Source organism: Acinetobacter sp. 12966 (assembly GCF_031196995.1).
Lineage (GTDB): Bacteria > Pseudomonadota > Gammaproteobacteria > Pseudomonadales > Moraxellaceae > Acinetobacter > Acinetobacter geminorum.
The window spans coordinates 21,788-40,437 of record NZ_JAVIMC010000090.1; the positions used below are offsets into that span (position 1 = coordinate 21,788).

General features: G+C 40.6%; 17 protein-coding genes. 11 read left to right on the forward strand and 6 right to left on the reverse strand.

What is annotated here, in order from left to right; all coding sequences use genetic code 11:
* The first annotated feature begins 86 nt into the window (after window positions 1-86).
* From thiC to gluQRS, 5 genes are all read left to right on the forward strand, one after another.
* Window positions 87-1,964: a phosphomethylpyrimidine synthase ThiC gene (gene thiC / locus RFW85_RS13565; protein ID WP_002121180.1), complete on the forward strand. Its 1,878-nt coding sequence runs from the start codon at window positions 87-89 to the stop codon at window positions 1,962-1,964.
* A gap of 75 nt (window positions 1,965-2,039) precedes the next feature.
* Window positions 2,040-2,666 carry an NUDIX domain-containing protein gene (locus tag RFW85_RS13570; protein WP_170249499.1) on the forward strand — a complete coding sequence of 209 codons (627 nt, stop codon included), beginning with the start codon at window positions 2,040-2,042 and terminating at the stop codon, window positions 2,664-2,666.
* A gap of 4 nt (window positions 2,667-2,670) precedes the next feature.
* Window positions 2,671-3,483, forward strand: a complete 813-nt coding sequence (gene cpdA / locus RFW85_RS13575) for a 3',5'-cyclic-AMP phosphodiesterase (RefSeq protein ID WP_170249500.1) — start codon at window positions 2,671-2,673, stop codon at window positions 3,481-3,483.
* Window positions 3,484-3,694: 211 nt separating this feature from the next.
* Window positions 3,695-4,231: an RNA polymerase-binding protein DksA gene (gene dksA, locus RFW85_RS13580; RefSeq protein ID WP_002121205.1), complete on the forward strand. Its 537-nt coding sequence runs from the start codon at window positions 3,695-3,697 to the stop codon at window positions 4,229-4,231.
* 1 nt (window position 4,232) lies between these two features.
* Window positions 4,233-5,129 carry a tRNA glutamyl-Q(34) synthetase GluQRS gene (gluQRS, locus tag RFW85_RS13585; protein WP_309171608.1) on the forward strand — a complete coding sequence of 299 codons (897 nt, stop codon included), beginning with the start codon at window positions 4,233-4,235 and terminating at the stop codon, window positions 5,127-5,129.
* A 50-nt stretch (window positions 5,130-5,179) separates the two neighbouring features.
* On the opposite strand, the gene ftsW is transcribed toward gluQRS, so the two are convergent.
* From ftsW to RFW85_RS13610, 5 genes are all read right to left on the reverse strand, one after another.
* The gene (ftsW, locus tag RFW85_RS13590) at window positions 5,180-6,376 is read right to left on the reverse strand and encodes a putative lipid II flippase FtsW (RefSeq protein ID WP_005079447.1); all 1,197 of its coding nucleotides are present in this window, start codon (window positions 6,374-6,376) and stop codon (window positions 5,180-5,182) included.
* A 24-nt stretch (window positions 6,377-6,400) separates the two neighbouring features.
* Window positions 6,401-7,747: a UDP-N-acetylmuramoyl-L-alanine--D-glutamate ligase gene (murD, locus tag RFW85_RS13595; RefSeq protein WP_309171609.1), complete on the reverse strand. Its 1,347-nt coding sequence runs from the start codon at window positions 7,745-7,747 to the stop codon at window positions 6,401-6,403.
* Window positions 7,748-7,907: 160 nt separating this feature from the next.
* Window positions 7,908-8,159 carry a DUF6587 family protein gene (locus RFW85_RS13600; protein WP_005804073.1) on the reverse strand — a complete coding sequence of 84 codons (252 nt, stop codon included), beginning with the start codon at window positions 8,157-8,159 and terminating at the stop codon, window positions 7,908-7,910.
* 20 nt (window positions 8,160-8,179) lie between these two features.
* Entirely contained in the window at window positions 8,180-10,033 is a 1,854-nt protein-coding gene (locus tag RFW85_RS13605; protein ID WP_033851232.1) for a ferrous iron transporter B, read from the reverse strand.
* Window positions 10,030-10,293, reverse strand: coding sequence for a FeoA family protein (locus RFW85_RS13610; RefSeq protein ID WP_081032098.1), 264 nt, complete (start codon window positions 10,291-10,293; stop codon window positions 10,030-10,032). The genes RFW85_RS13605 and RFW85_RS13610 overlap by 4 nt, the downstream gene beginning before the upstream one ends.
* A 143-nt stretch (window positions 10,294-10,436) precedes the next feature.
* Here RFW85_RS13610 and xerD point away from each other — a divergent pair, with 143 nt between their 5' ends.
* The 4 genes from xerD to thrC all read left to right on the forward strand — a co-directional run bounded on the left by xerD (window position 10,437) and on the right by thrC (window position 15,058).
* Window positions 10,437-11,357, forward strand: coding sequence for a site-specific tyrosine recombinase XerD (gene xerD / locus RFW85_RS13615; protein ID WP_032006845.1), 921 nt, complete (start codon window positions 10,437-10,439; stop codon window positions 11,355-11,357).
* A 146-nt stretch (window positions 11,358-11,503) separates the two neighbouring features.
* Complete coding sequence (locus tag RFW85_RS13620; protein WP_032006847.1) at window positions 11,504-12,319, forward strand: DsbC family protein; 816 nt, start codon at window positions 11,504-11,506, stop codon at window positions 12,317-12,319.
* 243 nt (window positions 12,320-12,562) lie between these two features.
* Window positions 12,563-13,864 (forward strand): homoserine dehydrogenase, encoded by a 1,302-nt coding sequence (locus tag RFW85_RS13625; RefSeq protein WP_002121263.1) that lies wholly within the window; start codon window positions 12,563-12,565, stop codon window positions 13,862-13,864.
* A gap of 54 nt (window positions 13,865-13,918) precedes the next feature.
* Window positions 13,919-15,058, forward strand: coding sequence for a threonine synthase (thrC, locus tag RFW85_RS13630; protein ID WP_002048893.1), 1,140 nt, complete (start codon window positions 13,919-13,921; stop codon window positions 15,056-15,058).
* Window positions 15,059-15,165: 107 nt separating this feature from the next.
* Here thrC and pbpG read toward each other — a convergent pair whose 3' ends face one another.
* Window positions 15,166-16,212 (reverse strand): D-alanyl-D-alanine endopeptidase PBP7/8, encoded by a 1,047-nt coding sequence (gene pbpG / locus RFW85_RS13635; protein ID WP_309171610.1) that lies wholly within the window; start codon window positions 16,210-16,212, stop codon window positions 15,166-15,168.
* Window positions 16,213-16,424: 212 nt separating this feature from the next.
* Here pbpG and RFW85_RS13640 point away from each other — a divergent pair, with 212 nt between their 5' ends.
* A complete protein-coding gene (locus RFW85_RS13640; RefSeq protein ID WP_002121174.1) occupies window positions 16,425-17,060 on the forward strand; it encodes a response regulator in 636 nt (211 codons plus the stop codon).
* 10 nt (window positions 17,061-17,070) lie between these two features.
* Window positions 17,071-18,639 carry a PAS domain-containing sensor histidine kinase gene (locus RFW85_RS13645; protein WP_216076589.1) on the forward strand — a complete coding sequence of 523 codons (1,569 nt, stop codon included), beginning with the start codon at window positions 17,071-17,073 and terminating at the stop codon, window positions 18,637-18,639.
* Window positions 18,640-18,650: the final 11 nt, after the last annotated feature.

An 18,650-nucleotide genomic window follows, 5' to 3' on the forward strand; every position in this document is an offset into this window, starting at 1 on the left:
AAGCCTTAAATTTATCTAATAAAGATAAATCCGCCATCGTTTTTGGTCGTGCTTGATTCGTTGATGTTATTCATAAGGATCATGTGATGAACCAGTTAACGAATCTTTCTTCTGCTGAAATTTCAGCACAACATGAACAAGATGCAAAAGATTTAACTCGCATCTTACCCGCTTCTAAAAAAGTTTATATTGAAGGCTCTCGCCCTGACATTCAGGTTCCAATGCGGGAAATTTCTTTAACCGACACCCCAACTGGCCTTGGTGGTGAACATAACCCTCCTGTTATGGTATATGACACTTCAGGTGTTTATACCGACCCAAATGTTCAAATTGATTTAGACAAAGGTTTACCTTCAGTTCGCCAAAACTGGATTGAAGAGCGTAACGATACTGACGTACTTTCTGGTTTAACTTCAAAGTTTGGTCAAGAACGTTTAAAAGACATTCGTACCGCTGATATTCGTTTTGCGCACATTCAAAATCCGCGCCGTGCCAAAGCAGGCAAAAATGTCACTCAAATGCACTATGCCAAGCAAGGTATTATCACACCTGAAATGGAATATATTGCAATTCGTGAAAATCAACGCCAGCGTGAAGGTGTTGATATGCGTCAACATGCTGGACAAAATTTCGGTGCAAAAAACTTAAAAGAAATTACACCTGAATTTGTTCGCCAAGAAGTTGCTGAAGGTCGTGCGATCATTCCTGCAAACATTAATCACCCAGAACTTGAACCAATGATTATTGGTCGTAACTTCTTGGTTAAAATTAATGCCAACATTGGTAACTCAGCGCTTGGCTCTTCAATTGATGAAGAAGTTGCGAAAATGACTTGGGCAACGCGTTGGGGTGCCGACACCATTATGGATTTGTCGACAGGTAAAAACATTCATGAAACACGTGAATGGATTATTCGTAACTCACCTGTTCCAATCGGTACCGTGCCAATCTATCAAGCACTTGAAAAAGTTGATGGCGTCGCAGAGGACTTAACTTGGGAAATCTTCAAAGACACACTAATTGAACAAGCCGAGCAAGGTGTTGACTACTTCACAATTCACGCTGGTGTATTACTTCGCTATGTACCACTTACAGCAAACCGTTTAACAGGTATTGTATCTCGTGGTGGTTCAATCATGGCGCAGTGGTGTCTAGCACATCATGAAGAAAACTTCCTATACACACATTTCGATGAAATCTGTGAAATCATGAAGGCTTATGACGTTTCATTTAGCTTAGGTGATGGCTTACGTCCTGGCTGTATCCAAGATGCAAATGACGAAGCACAGTTCAGCGAACTCAAAACATTAGGTGAACTGACTCACCGTGCATGGGAACACGATGTTCAAGTCATGATTGAAGGCCCTGGTCATGTACCAATGCACATGATTAAAGAAAACATGGACCTTCAGTTAGAAGTGTGTAAAGAAGCACCATTCTATACGCTTGGACCATTAACAACAGATATCGCTCCGGGTTATGACCACATTACTTCTGCAATTGGTGCAGCCATGATTGGTTGGTACGGCACAGCGATGCTTTGTTATGTGACACCAAAAGAACACTTAGGTTTACCAAACAAAAAAGATGTTAAAGACGGAATTATTACCTACAAGCTTGCAGCACATGCTGCCGATCTTGCGAAAGGGCATCCGGGTGCTCAAGTTCGCGATAATGCCTTATCAAAAGCTCGTTTTGAATTCCGTTGGGATGATCAGTTCAACCTAAGTCTAGACCCTGATACAGCACGTAGTATGCACGATGAAACCTTACCAAAAGAGGCTCATAAATCTGCACACTTCTGCTCAATGTGTGGTCCAAAATTCTGTTCAATGAAAATCACTCAGAATGTACGCGACTATGCCAACAACCTCACCAATAACGATTCAGAGGTTGAAGAAGGCCTCAAAGCGATGAAAGAGGTTTATCAGGAGCAAGGTCAAAAACTGTATCATAAAGTGTAAATATTCAAAAAAAACACTTGCCTAGCCCTGATTCTCGGTTAGGATGAAATAAATAGATTTCGTCCTGATCGAATCATGAGTATTGTTGAACGTCCAAGTTATACATCTAAAGATGTCGAAGTAACATCACGTGAATCTCTATTCCGTGGTTTTATTCAAGTTGAAAAAGTCAGCCTTCGACATCGTCTATTTAATCAATCTGAATATACTCATGTATTGCAGCGTGAACTCGTTCATCGGCCTGAAGCAGCTGGCGTACTACTCTACAACGATCAAAAACAACAGTTTGCTCTGATTGAACAGTTCCGTGTTGGGGCTTTAGATGATGCTCAATCACCGTGGCAGTTAGAAATAATTGCAGGCGTGCTAGATGGTGATGAATCACCAGAAAGTTGTATTCGACGAGAGAGCCTTGAAGAATCAGGTTGCGAAGTTCAAAATTTAGAGCATCTATTTAGCTTTTACCCGTCAGCTGGTGCTTGCTCAGAGTTATTTCATCTCTATGTTGCCGAAACTGAATTACCCGCTGAAGGGGGTGTTTTTGGCGTAGATGATGAGGGGGAAAATATTCAATTGCACTTATTTAATTATAGTGAAATCCAGACTCTACTCGACAGCGGACGTTTAAGAAATGCTCCTGTCATTATGGCATTACAATGGCTGGCCCAACACAGCAAAACGATAATAAACCCGAAGAGGTAGGACGGTGACTTTTCAAGTCTCAACACTTTCACAAAAAGACCATGTCATTATACAAATTACCGATACCCACCTATTGGAGTATCCGCATTTAGAATTTGTGGGTATGAATCCTGAAGAAAGCTTTCACGCCATTATTCAACAGATACTTAATAAACATCCTGAAACTGATGCAATTATCCATACCGGGGACCTAGCTCAGGCACCAACGCCTATTACCTACAAACGTTATATTCAATATATGCAAACGCTTGGTCTGCCCTTTTTTCAGACCTTAGGTAATCATGACAATGTTGACCATTTTCCATTGCATAAAGAGAATCATCAGGAACCTGTGGTCATTTGCTTAGGGAACTGGCGGATTATTCTATTAAATAGTGCGGTAAAAGGTCATATTGATGGACATCTATCAGCAGAACAGCTAGAGAACTTAACGGCTTTACTTGAAGAGTATGCAGATAACCCGATTTTGCTGGCTTGTCATCACCACCCTTTTGCCATGAAGTCAAAATGGATTGATCATCACAAGTTACAAAATTCTAATGCTTTACTTACAGCATTAACGCCGTTTAAAAATGTAAAAGCTTTGGTCTGCGGGCATGTTCATCAAGACTCAATCAACATTTGGCAAGGGGTCGAATTTTTCTCTACACCTTCGACAAGTGTTCAGTTTAAACCCTTTAGTAATGATTTTGCACTCGATCAAAATGCTCCCGGCTACCGTTACATTCGTCTAAAAAACGATGGTAGTTTTGAAACAGAAGTCTTCCGTCTTGAAAATTTTCATGGCCATATAAACACTGATATTTCAGGCTATTAGCCCTATTTCTTATATGCTTATATATAATTATGACTGGGGCAAACACGTTTTGAAAATATTTACGGGGCGGAATGACTATCATCTTGCAGGAAAAATCTATATGATGACGACCCGATGGGAAAATCCCATCGATGGTTTTCTATAAAAACACTTGCATATCACCATATTTTTTGCGTATAGATAATACGTGTATGATGAGGAATGCCCTATTATGGCGAATGACAACCACAACCAAGTTTTGGATGAACATACAGAAGTTGTAGTGGAAGGTGACAAAGCTTCTGCAAAACGTGCACGTAAAGTGAAACCTAAAACTTCTGACATAGGCACAACTGCAAGTTTATTTGGTATTGCACCTTATCAACCTAAGAAAAATGAAGAGTACATGTCTGAAGGACAGCTCGAGCATTTCCGACAAATTCTGCAAGCATGGAAAGCTGAATTAATGTCTGAAGTTGATCGTACTTTAAATACGATGCAAGACGAATCAACTGCACTGCCAGATGTAAACGACCGTGCGACCCAAGAAGAAGAATTTGCAATTGAATTACGTACACGTGACCGTGAACGTAAGTTAATTCGTAAAATCGAACAATCTATGGAAGCTATTAAGAATGAAGACTACGGTTTCTGTGAAACTTGTGGTATTGAAATCGGCTTACGTCGTTTAGAAGCGCGTCCAACTGCAACGTTATGTATTGACTGCAAAACTTTGGCAGAAATTAAAGAGAAGCAAAATAACGGTTAATATGACCGCTGTAGCTACTCAAGAAAAGCCTAGCTTTTCATACTCAGGTCGGTTTGCGCCATCGCCAACCGGCCCTTTGCATTTTGGATCACTCATTACTGCTGTTGCCAGCTATTGCGATGCAAAAGCCCATCAAGGCAAATGGCTCGTTCGTGTCGAAGATACAGATATTCCTCGTATTTATCCTGGCAGCGAAGAGCATATTCTCACATCACTTGAAGCCTTCCAGTTCGAACCCGATACAGAGATCATCTTTCAAAAAAATCGTTTAGACATTTATGAAAGCGTATTAGACCAACTCAAAAGAGAAGGTCTTATCTATGCATGTCAATGTACCCGCAAAATGCTTGGTTCAAATGCAATCTATGCAGGTACTTGCCGCGATCTCAATCTTGATTTTCAAGGTCAAGCGATTCGGGTAAAAGTTCAAGATCAGCAGATCTGTTTTGATGATCGATTGCAAGGACGTCATTGCTCTAATCTACAACACGATCTTGGAGATTTTGTTCTTAAGCGCCGTGATGGAATTATTAACTATCAACTTGCGGTCGTTGTGGATGATTATCTACAAGGTATTACCCATGTCGTTCGAGGCGCGGACTTATTAGATAACACCGAACGTCAGATTTGGTTAGGCCAGCTTCTAGGTTATCCTCAACTAAGCTATATGCACCTTCCCCTTGCAATGAATGACCAAGGGCAAAAGCTCTCTAAACAAAATCTAGCCCAAGCACTCGATTTATCAAAAGCGCCTGAATTACTTCAAAAAGCAATACTGGCCTTGGGACAACCCAACGTTGATTTAGATCAGCCTAGAGCGATGCTCAAACAGGCTGTAGCGCAGTGGAATGTTGATTTGATTCCTCATGTCCAAGAGCTCAGCGGCACATATTTATAAATAATAAAAAAGCCCGATTTGATATCGGGCTTTTTTATTATTTATAGTAATTAGAAGTTTGACTCTTCTCGTTCTGGGTTGACTTCTTGTGTTGATGCATCAATCTTTAAGATTAAGCTAATCATCGCTGCACACATCATTAAAGACGTACCACCATAACTAATGAATGGCAAAGTCAAACCTTTCGTCGGCATTAAACCCATATTCATGCCCGCATTTACCAAAATCTGAAGCAAGAAAATAATACTAATGCCGTAAGCTAAATAGCCTGCACGAAGGTAATGATGTTTCAAAGCACGGTGACCAATTTTGATACAACATGCTAGCATCAAGAAAGACAAGCCAATAACAATAGAAATACCCACGAAACCAAATTCTTCACCTAGCACTGCCAACATAAAGTCAGTATGCGCTTCAGGTAAATAAGATAGTTTTTGTACACTGTGACCTAAGCCTGTACCAAACCATTCACCACGACCAAAAGCCATTAGTGCATTTGATAACTGATAACCTACACCTAATGGATCTGCCCATGGGTCAGTAAACGAGATCAAACGCTGGAAACGGTATGGTTCAAATAAGATCAAAAACACGATACCCGTGACAATCGCGCCAAGCATGATTAAGAACTGAGTTGGCGGCGCACCCGCTAAAAAGAACACCCCAACCATCATCATGACAATAACGACAGTTGCTCCCAAGTCAGGCTCAGCAATAATTAAACCAACCGTGATTGCCATAACCCCACTTAAACGCAATAAGCCTTTCCAATGAGTACGAACCTCTTTGGCACGGCGTACAACGTAGTCTGCGGTAAAGATCGCCATCATGACTTTGGCAACCTCGGTTGGCTGCAAGGTAAAGCCACCGATCTTAATCCAACGTGTAGAACCGTTGACTTCCGAACCCACTACCAAAGCAGCAAGCAACAGAACCATGGTTAATAACCACAGCGGGAAGGTATTTTTAAACCACGTATTTAGTGATATTCGATAGGTCAAATAAGCCACCACACCCGCAGCGACAATCGAAATACCATGACGAATCACATAGTGAAACGGGTTTTCATGCATATATTCAGCATAGGGCATCGAAGCAGATGCAACCATCACGGAACCGATACACAATAATGCAACGACACAGAAAATCAGGACATTACGTGGCGTCACTTCCGCTGGCCATTTAGGCAATATCCGTTCATACCAATGATTGATTTTCTGGATTGTGGTCTGAGCTAAGCCTGCCATACTACATTCCTAATCATGTTTTCTTTAAACCAACGAATTGACGCAGGCAACAAACTGCTGACCACGGTCATTATAACTTTTAAACATATCAAAACTTGCACATGCTGGTGATAACAACACCACATCTTCGGCCTGAGTTTCACGTTGAGACAGCTCTACAGCTTCTTTAAGCGTTGCTGCATGTAAAATTTTGGTTGCACCTTGAATTGCTTGTTCAATAACCGGAGCATCCTCACCAATCAATACCACAACTTTGGCATATTTTTCGATAGAAGAACGTAATGGTCCAAAATCCTGACCTTTACCTTGCCCGCCTAAAATCAAGGCAACTTTACCTTTTTTAACCTCAATGGCAGCGCCTAAACCATCAATCGCTGCAAGCGTAGCACCAACGTTGGTGCCTTTAGAGTCATTGTAATAACGTACATCATGCACAGTCTTTACATATTCACAGCGATGCTCTAAGCCTTTAAATTGTTTTAAGGTTTCAAGCATAGATTCCATAGGCAGGCCTATTGCCTCTCCTAATGCGAGACAAGCTAAAGCATTTGCTGCGTTATGCATGCCTTGAATATATAAATCTGAGCTTTTAATTAAACGCTGTAAACCACGCGCAAGCCAAAGCGTGCCATCACCATCTCTTAAAACACCATATTGATTTAAATCTGGTGCATTTAAACCAAAGCTTTGCATTGGCGTGGTATCTGGAACAAGAGGACGACTTAAAGCATCATCACGGTTAAATACTACTTTTTTAACACCTTGGAAAATACGGTGTTTTGCTTGATGGTAACCCAACATATTGCCGTGACGATCTAAGTGATCTTCACTCATATTGAGAACCACAGCAACTTCAGCATTCAAATGAGACGTGGTTTCTAGCTGAAAACTTGATAGCTCAAGTACAATTAATTCAGGTTGATCTTTTAATAAATCTAGAGCTGGGCGTCCAAGATTGCCACCTACAGCAACTTTCTTACCCGCATCTTTAGCCATTAAGCCAATTAAAGTCGTTACTGTACTTTTCGCATTAGAGCCAGTAATAGCCACAATAGGCACATCGGTTGCACGGCGTAATAATTGAATATCCCCTACCACAGAAATACCCTTAGCAATAGCTGCCTGAATTTCCGGTAATTGAGGTGCAAGGCCTGGACTTAAAATAATTTCTTCTGCTTGTAATAATAATTCTTGGTCAAGTTGACCGAAACTTGTCTTTACTCCTGCCGGAATCTGATCATGCCCTGGTGGCGTGGGACGAGAGTCTGTTACTGCAACTTGGTAGCCTTGTTCATGCAAGAAATTTACAGCAGAAACGCCTGATATTCCCAAGCCTGCTACAACTTTTAACCCACCACGTTGTATTAACATTTTTGCCCCACAATTTATCAATCGACAGAATGGCAAAAATGTTAGCACTTTGCTGTTTTGAATGCTTTTTCAGTTTGAACTTTATTCATCTTTTTTTGTGTCAGTGCGTAAAAAAGCCATCAATATGATGGCTTTTTAAACGAAACAAGAAATACTGAATCTACTGCCATTTAATCGGCTTAATTTCTTGAACTGTATTCGTAGGTTTATCTTCGCTTGAACAACCACAACCGCCAGCACAACCAAAGGTCATTTTCGGTTTAAGCCACTTTGCCAAAGTTGCCCAACCCTGCTTTTCGCAAAATGCAGAGAGTGAAGAAAAGACTAAATTTGCTGTTTTCGGAAATACTTTCTTAAAAACAACTACAGCACTCCAAATCACTAAAACCGCAATAATCAGATATTGAACCATATACAACCTCCTTTATTGCCTTAGCCCCAATAGTGGGAAGCAATTTGATAGGTAACAAACGATGCAAAATAAGCTAAACCAAACAGATATGCAGTCATAGCTGCAACATGTTTCCATGAACCTGTTTCACGGCGTACCGTTGCCAATGTTGCCAAACAATGTGGAGCATAAATGAACCACACTAAAAGCGATAAACCTGTTGCCAAAGACCAACCTGTTCCATCTGCACTAATCAGATGGGACAAACCTTGTGCCACAGCATCATCATCTGTTGCAGACAAGGCATAAACTGTACCTAATGCCGCAACTACCACTTCACGAGCTGCCATAGCTGGAATTAAAGCAATACAGATTTGCCAGTTAAAACCAATTGGAGCAAATAAAGGTTGTATAAGATGCCCGAGCATACCTGCAAAACTATAATCTATGGCAGGTAATGTCGCCCCTTCTGGTGGCTGCGGAAAAGTACACAAGAACCAAAGCAAAATAGAGAGCGCAAAAATGATTCCACCGACGCGTTTCAAGAAGATCTTTGCACGATCCAATAAACCGATTCCCACACTTTTTAAATCAGGGAAACGATAACTTGGCAGCTCTAGCAGTAAAGCATGCTGTGATTTATCTTTTTGCAAAAACTTCATTAAAAATGAAACGCAAAGAGCACTCACAATACCAGCCATATACAGACCGAAAAGCACTAAACCTTGCAGGTTAAAAATACCCCAGACCATTTTCTCTGGAATGAAGGCAGCAATCAGCAAGGCATAGACCGGTAAACGTGCCGAACAGGTCATTAAAGGCGCAACCATAATGGTCGTAAAACGATCACGAGGGTCACTAATACTACGCGTTGCCATAATCCCCGGTACTGCACAAGCAAAGCTTGAAAGTAAAGGAATGAAAGCACGACCACTTAAGCCAGCTTGGAACATTAATTTATCAAGCAAGAATGCTGCACGCGGTAAATAGCCCGATTCTTCTAATACCAAAATGAAGAAGAACAAGATCAAAATTTGTGGCAAGAACACAACTACGCCACCTGCACCCGCAATAATTCCGTCGACAACCAGACTATGCAGTAGTGGCTGCGTAATCACACTTCCTATTACTTCACCCAGCCAGCCGAAGAAGCCCTCAATACCGTCCATAAAAGGAGCTGCCCATGCAAAAACTGCTTGGAACACAATAAACATCATGATGGCAAGGCTAAGTAAACCTAAAACTGGATGTAAGAAAATCCGATCTAGAAAATCAGTCCGCTTATCACCCTGATCAACATAATGAACAACATCTTTAAAAATCATATCGATTTTCTGATGATGAGTCCCAGTTAAACCACTCAGTTCGGTTTGTGGCACACTGTATTTTTCTTGATCAAGGGCGTGTAATAAATTTTCAATACCCGCATTACGGACAGCAACTGTTTCAACAACAGGTACGCCCAAACGCTGGGACAGCTTTTGAGTATTAATTTGGATACCACGACGACGCGCTTCATCCATCATATTCAGTACAAGTAAAATCGGACGACCTAGCTCGATCATTTCGAGCACTAGCCCTAAATGCAATTTTAAGTTAGTTGCATCAACCACACATAAAAAGGCATCTTGCTGCCCCTCTTCTGCAATTTTACCCAAGCAAACATCACGGGTAATCACTTCATCAGGACTGGTTGCATTAAGACTATATGTACCCGGTAAATCGAGTACACGCACAGCTCGACCTGAAGGCAACTGAAAATGACCAACCTTACGCTCGACCGTTACGCCCGCATAGTTTGCAACTTTTTGTCGAGTTCCAGTTAAATGGTTAAAAAGAGAGGTTTTACCACAGTTAGGGTTTCCCACAAGGGCAATACGTAACGCATCACTCATGCGGGTACTCCTTCTTCTACTTGAATTTCAATTTTTTCCGCTTCTGCTTTACGTAAAGCGAAACGAGTAAAGCCTATTTGGATCAAGATCGGATCACCACCAAAAACACCTTTGGTAATCACTTCCACTCGTGTGCCCGGTACAAAGCCCAGACTTTCCAAACGAATTGCGACCAAATCTTGTTGCTCGGACTCTAGTTCTATCCGATTCACTTTGGTGATGGTCGCCGCTTGCTTCACTTTTAAAGCTGATAAACGCACCGCATCCGATCCTAAACCTTTTTTAATAGTATACATATAAATGAGAATAATTACCAAATAAGGTTAAATTTCACTTCTTATTCAGTTTAATCGACAAACCTTAAAGTTTCTTTTAAAGTACAGAGGTTTAGAGGATGTAGTGTATGTTGAATAAAAAACCGCGTATTCCAAGCCCTGTTCAAATACCTGAACATTTAAGCTTTTTACAAGGTTTTCGCGACTACCTCGTTGCTCAGACGGTAAGTCCACATACACGTAATGCTTATTTATCCGACCTCATTCAATGCAGTGAACTTCATAAAAAATCAGCTCTCCCAGAGTGGACTAGTGATGATATCGCTGATGTTTTGATTGAGTTGACTAAAGTTGGAAAAAGCCCGCGCTCGATTGCCCGCTGCTTATCTGCTCTACGCCAGTTTTACAAATTTTTACGTGAACAGAAATTACGAAGCGATAATCCTGTAGCAACCCATCATTCTCCCAAAATTGGCAGAGCCTTACCCAAAGATTTATCAGAAGAAGATGTCGAAGCACTGATTCAGGCTCCTGATATTGATACGGCACTGGGTTTGCGTGATCGGGCAATGTTTGAAGTTCTTTACGCATGTGGTTTACGTGTTTCAGAACTGCTGAACTTACGCCTAGAACTTATTAACCTAAAACAAGGCTATTTAAGAATTACTGGTAAAGGTAATAAAGAGCGTTTGGTCCCGCTAGGCCAATTTGCTTGTGAATGGGTAGAACGCTACTTACAGGATGCTCGGCCTCAACTTTATAAAAGTTCAACCGACTACCTATTTTTAACTCAGCATGGCGGGATTATGAGCCGTCAGAACTTCTGGTATGCCATTAAGCGTTACGCGCTTCAAGCCAATATTCAAGCTGAACTATCACCTCACACCTTACGTCACGCCTTTGCAACACACCTGCTCAATCACGGCGCCGATTTACGCGTAGTACAAATGTTACTGGGCCATAGTGACCTATCAACTACTCAAATTTATACACATGTAGCACAAGTAAGAATGCAACAATTGCATGAAAAACATCATCCTAGAGGTTAAAAAATTTAAAACTTATTATTTTAAATACACCCAACAATCAATTGATTTCGTTCACAAAGGTTAAGAAAGTTTTAACAATACACACTAGATTTTTTGTTATGCTTAGCAGCTTCTGACTATAAATACTGATGAAATAAGGGTTATCTATGTCTTTTACCCGATCTCAACTTTTTCTTGCCTGTGCGTTGGCCTCTAGCCTGTTATTCAGTGCTTGTTCTAAAGAAAACAAACCACAAAAAGAAGATGCGCTCACTGCGACCGCACCTGCTACTGGGGAAGCTTCAACCATCATTGAACGCAATGAGAAACAGCGTTTAATTGAAACTTTGCAAAAACAATTTAAGAATGCAAACATCAACGCCAAAATTCTAGATATCAAGCCTACTGAAGTGCCTAACTTATATTGGGTAAATCTCGAAGGGATGACGTCGATTTATACAACCAGCGATGGTAAATACCTGATTCAAGGTGATGTCATTCGTTTAGGCGGTAAAGAACTGCATAATATTGGCGATAATCTTCAAGCTTCAGAAAATAAAAAGCATCTGGCTGCTTTAAAAAATGAAGATTTGATTGTCTACCCAGCTAAAGGTGGTAAGGCTAAACATGTGATTTATGTGTTTACCGATGCAAGCTGTCCTTATTGCCATAAATTACATGAGCATTTACCTGAAATTAATGAAAAAGGTATTGAGGTACGTTATATCGCTTGGCCACGCGGTGAACAATTTATGCCGACCATGGAAGCTGTATGGTGTAGTGCAGACCGTAAAGCTGCCTTTAACCAAGCAGTACAAGGTATTAATATCCCACCTGCTCAATGTAAAAACCCTGTGCGTGAACAATATCAACTTGGCTTAAACATGGGTGTAAATGGAACACCAGCTATTTACAATGTTGATGGCGAGTACTTAGGTGGATACCTAACACCAGATGAATTAATTAAACGTCTGGATAAATAACATCCTTTAAGCTGGTGAATGATTAATCATCTATCTCTTTTAAAAAGCGCTGCTCTGATTGCAGCGCTTTGTTTTTTCAATAATTAATATTCAAACAACCTCTGTTTAAAGACTGATCTACTCTTCTTTTCCAAACATCGCACTCTAATTCATTGAACAAGCACTAAAAGCGCTAGAGTCTGGCGTTTTTTTTAGCTATGATCTAGCTTCAACTAAATGATTAAATGATGAATGGAGTGTGACGTGAAACCAGTTCGCCTGGCAATACTCGGTCTAGGAACCGTAGGTGGAGGAGCCCTTAAACTACTACAAGAAAATGCCGCTGAAATTAAACGTCGCACCGGTCGAGAAATTCAAATTACCCACGTTGGAACACGCCGCCCTCGTCCAGATCTTGAATTGGAAGGGATTAAACAAAGCGCCGATTTACTTGACATCGTTCGTCAACCAGACGTTGATGTCGTTGTTGAAGTTATGGGTGGGATCCACCCTGCTTACGAAGTTATCATGGAAGCGATCAAACACGGCAAACAAGTCGTGACTGCAAACAAAGCGTTACTCGCTGAACATGGCAATGAATTATTTAAAGCAGCAGAAGACAATGCTGTGCAAATTGCTTATGAAGCAGCAGTTGCTGGCGGTATTCCAATTATTAAAGTGATCCGTGAAGGTCTTGCTGCCAACCATATCGAATGGTTGGCAGGTATTATTAATGGTACAGGTAACTTTATTCTGACTGAAATGCGTGAGAAAGGTCGTGCATTTGATGATGTATTAAAAGAAGCTCAAGAACTCGGTTATGCAGAAGCAGACCCAACTTTTGACGTTGAAGGTATTGATGCTGCGCATAAACTTACCATTTTAGCGTCTTGTGCGTTTGGTATTCCTCTTCAATTTGATAAGGTTTATACCGAAGGTATCAGCAAAATCACTGCACAAGATGTGAAATATGCAGAAGATCTTGGTTTCCGCATTAAACATCTCGGTATTGCACGTCGTGCTGAAAAAGGTATTGAGTTACGTGTTCACCCAACACTTATTCCAGATGAACAGCTTATTGCGAATGTAAACGGTGTTAAAAATGCTGTTTTAGTTCAGGCAAATGCCGTAGGTCCAACACTCTATTACGGCGCGGGTGCAGGCGCAGGTCCTACAGCTTCTGCGGTTGTTGCTGATGTTATTGATATTGTCCGTGACATCTCTTATACCGAAGACGGTGCAGGCACAATTCCTCAGTTGGCTTTTGAAGCATTAACCAATGTGCCAATTTTAAGCCGTGAAGAAATGACCACAGGTTATTACATCCGCTTAAATGCAGAAGACCAAACTGGCGTACTTGCAGATGTAACTACCATCTTAAGTCGCGCTGGAATTAGTATTGATGCGATCATGCAACAATCTCGTTTAAAAGACCTTATTCCAATCGTGATTCTGACCGATCCAATCGTTGAATCAAAAATGGATGATGCTCTTGCACAAATTCAAGCATTACCTGCAATTCGTGGCGAAATCGTAAGAATTCGTTTAGAATCGCTCGATAGTTAATCAGGTTGAGGGAAAGATTCCCTCTCCCGCTTCATCTCTAATTGGAACACCATCATGTCTAATGCCAATCGTTATACTGGTCTTGTAGATCGTTATCGTGACCGTTTGCCAGTTTCGGCAACTACTCGTGCTATCTCTTTGGGTGAAGGCAACACCCCACTCATTAAACTTGAGAATATTCCACGTATTATTGGCAAAGATGTTGAAATTTATGTGAAATACGAGGGTTTAAACCCAACTGGTTCATTTAAAGACCGTGGTATGACCATGGCTGTAACCAAAGCAGTTGAAGAAGGCTCTAAAGCGATTATCTGCGCATCTACTGGTAACACTTCTGCTGCTGCTGCTGCCTATGCTGCACGTGCTGGTATCAAAGCATTTGTTTTGATTCCAGAAGGCAAAATTGCGATGGGTAAAATGGCACAAGCGATGATGTATGGTGCGATCACTATGCAAATTCGTGGTAACTTTGATGATGGTATGCGTCTTGTAAAAGAAGTCGCTGATCAAGCGCCTGTAACGATTGTAAACTCAATCAACCCTTACCGTTTGCAAGGTCAAAAGACTATTGCTTATGAAATCGTTGAAGCTTTAGGCCGCGCACCTGATTACCACTGCTTACCTGTAGGTAACGCAGGTAACATCACTGCTCACTGGATGGGTTATACCGAAGCTGTAGCAAACCAACCTGCTGATCAGTTTGAACAAGTGATTTATGATGCTGCTACTGATCAATTCACTGGTCCAAAACCAGAAGGCTTACCAACAATGGTGGGTTACCAAGCTTCTGGCGCAGCTCCATTCTTACGTGGTGCTCCAGTTGAAAGCCCTGAAACTGTTGCAACTGCAATCCGTATTGGTAATCCACAAAGCTGGAACCATGCAAAAGCTGTAGTACGTGACTCTAAAGGCTGGTTTGATGAACTTCAAGACAGCGAAATTTTAGAAGCTCAACGCTTACTTTCTATGTATGAAGGTGTATTTGTTGAGCCAGCGTCTGCTGCTTCTATCGGCGGTGCGATCCGTGATATTAAAGCGGGTAAAATTGCTGAAGGTTCTGTAATTGTATGTACAGTAACTGGTAATGGCTTGAAAGATCCTGACACTGCAATCAAACAATGTGCTGATGCAGTTATGTTATCAATTGATGCAACAATGGACCAAGTAAAAGATTCTATTTTATCTAATATGTAAGATCTGATTTTTCAAAAAACGGCTGTTTAATACAGCCGTTTTTTATGTCTTTTTATAGCCATAAAAAAAAACGCTTCTTGATAGAAGCGTTTTTTAGAATATTGAAATTAAATACGTTTTGGTAAATTGCTTAACCAACCCAATAAGTTAGTTGCATCATTATTACGTGCCTGTGTACTTGGTTCACCAAGTAATACAATGACTGCCGGACGTGAATTTACAGTCGTGTGCATCACAACACAGCGACCTGCTTCATTAATATATCCAGTTTTAGACAAGTTAATATTCCAACCACCATTACGAACTAGAGCATTTGTGTTGTTAGATTTCAACACGCGATACCCCAAGTTAAAGTCATAAGTCGGTGTAGTTGAGAATTGACGAATCAAGCCATATTGAGATGCTGTACTTACCAAAATACCTAAATCACGTGCTGAAGATACATTTTGCGGATGTAAGCCCGTAGATTCAATATAATGGGTAGCCGTCATACCTAGTGCACGTGCTTTAGCATTCATTGCAGCTACGAATGCAGGACGACCACCTGGATAAGTACGCGCTAAAGCAGCCGCTGCTGGGTTTTCAGATTTCATTAAAGCAAACAAAAGAACTTCTGCACGGTTCATCTTGTCGCCAACACGTAAGGTTGAACTTGAGTTTTTCCCACCAGCACCAGCAAAATCAATTTGCTCAAGTGTAATTTCTTCTGACATGTTCAAACGTGCATCTGCGGTTACAACTGCTGTCATCAATTTGGTAATAGAAGCAATTGGCACAGAAGCGTTTGTATTTTTACTGTAAAGCACTTCACCAGTTTGCGCATCCATCACAAGTGCCGCACGTGCACTGACACTCGGCTGGGCGTTATAACCCACGGTATCACGGATTGGAGCAACTCTAGGAGTAGAGCTAATAACTTTTGGCGCATTACTGCCACGCAAAGTTGTAGTTACAGATGTTGAACCTTGCGGAGTTGGTGCATCATCTTCATCATTTAAAAATTGACTAGCATCCGCTGCTGACCAATTTAAGCTTGCAGTACCACTATTCCCTGAGGACGGGTTATTGACGAGTTCTGCAAAGCTTGTTGAACTCAAACTAAGCAAAATAGACATGCTTAGCACATGCATTAAAGACTTTTTAGAATTTTTCACGGCACAATACTCGACTCAGGGTGATACACATTTGCGCTTACTATCATTATGCCTTACATTTGAGGGATAAGGTATAACGCTTTTACCGACACAATTGTGCACAACTATTCGCTCACTATATGAGAATAGGATTGCTAATTTTGTCATTCCATTGCAAGCTAATTTTGCTTTATGTAACAAAAAACTTGTTTTTTGAAAGAAAGGAGGTCTTCTTGATTACAGTTTTAGTTGTGGATGACCATGAACTTGTACGTACAGGTATCTGCCGTATGTTAGAAGATCATGCCGATGTAGAGGTCATTGGACAAGCCGAATCGGGTGAAGAAGCAATTGCTATTGTTCGTCAGAAACATCCTCAAGTTGTGCTACTTGATGTCAACATGCCTGGCATCGGTGGCGTAGAAACAACCCGCCGTTTACTACAAACCGCACCAGATACAAAAGTGATTGCAGTCAGTGGCTTAGCAGAAGAACCTTACCCATCTCTGTTGCTTAAAGCAGGAGCTAAAGGTTACATTACCAAAGGTGCTCCAATTACAGAAATGGTTCGCGCAATTAATAAAGTGATGCAAGGTGGCAAATACTTCAGCGCCGATATTGCCGAGCAATTAGCGAGCTCATATTTATCCGATACACAACAATCGCCTTTTGACTCACTATCTGAACGAGAAATGCAAGTTGCAATGATGGTTGTAAATTGTATTAGCGCTCAAGAAATTGCAGACAAACTTTTTGTAAGTGTCAAAACAGTGAATACTTACCGCTACCGTATTTTTGAAAAGCTAGCCATTGATAGTGATGTTAAACTAACTCATCTCGCGATTCGTTACGGTCTGATCAAACCTTAATCAGACTTACATGCAATTTCCCTTAAACTCATCCTTGTCCCATACGATATTTCGTTTGGGCACGTGGTATGGTTTATATCGCCTTATTATTGCGGTTAGTCTGAATATTATTTTGGTTTTAACCGATGCTCAAATCGACAATAGCCTACAACAACCCGCTTTATATTCTTATACACTACTCGGCTATTCGCTCTTAAGCCTACTTCAACTTTTATGCTTTAAGTTTATTGCCACTCAGGCAACAAGGCAGCTCATTTTATTTTTTGTAGTTGATATTATCTGTCTGAGTTTACTTACATTTTCTGTAGGTGAACCAAATCTTCAACTCAGCTTGCTCTATGTTATTGCCATATTTACTTCGGCGATTTTACTTAGCGCAAGAATGTCTTTACTCATTACATTACTTGCAGTCATTGCGGTTATTTACCAACGCTTCGTTGGCAGTTTATTTGACTACAATAATTTAAATACGATTGGTAATAGCGCCTTATTGGCCTTCTTATTTTTTGTAGTACACGGAATCGGACAAATTGCAGTCCAGCGCTTTAAACTACTTGAAGCACTAACTTTCCATCAATCAATAGAACTCTATCAACTACAAAATATTAACCGCTATATCTTGGAACAAATTGAAGAGGGCTATTTAGTTCTAGATGAAAACTACGACATTGTTTTAAGTAATCCAGCCGCCTGCTCTCTTTTAGGAATTCCACCTCAATTTGCCAGTGAAAAATATCCCTTAGCAAAATGGCATGCTGACTTATTTGAAATTCTTAAGTTTGATCATTTAAAAGAAGGTGATCGATTTATTTTTGAATCTCAACTGTCGGCTTATTCTATTAATATTAAAGTGCAACACCTTTTGGTACCACAGCAAGCATTAACACTCCTCATTTTACAAGATGCACAGCAGATTAATCAGCAAGCTCAACAACTCAAACTTGCCGCTTTAGGGCAACTCTCAGCAAGTATTGCACATGAGATCCGTAATCCTCTTGCAGCCATTGTTCAAGCGAATGAATTACTCAAAGATAGTGACGCGGAACAGCAAAACACTTTGCGCAATATGATTAGCAAGCAAACGAAACGCATTGATAGTATTGTTCAAGACACGTTAGGACTTGCCCGCAGTGAAAGAACGTATCCAATCCAGATTGAACTAAACGACTTCATAAAAACGTTATTAGATGAAGATTTATCTGATGTTAAACATGCGATCCAGTTTAAAAGTTCTGATTTATCCTTAAAACTATTGTTTGATGAAAAGCAACTCAGACAAGTACTCATTAATCTTGTTAGAAATGCTCTACGCCACAATGCACCCGACTCTCCCTATGTTCTGATCAATATCCATTCACAAACAAATAAAATTTATATTGATGTGATCGATTACGGTGAAGGTGTTTCAAAACGTGATATATCTCAATTATTTAAACCATTTTTTAGTACCGAAATTAATGGAACTGGTTTAGGATTATATTTGTCTCATAGTTTTTGTGAGGCAAACCATGCAAAGCTCACTTATGTAGAGCAAAAACAAGGGGCATGCTTCAGAATAGAATGCTCAATAATATATTGATTTTTTATTAG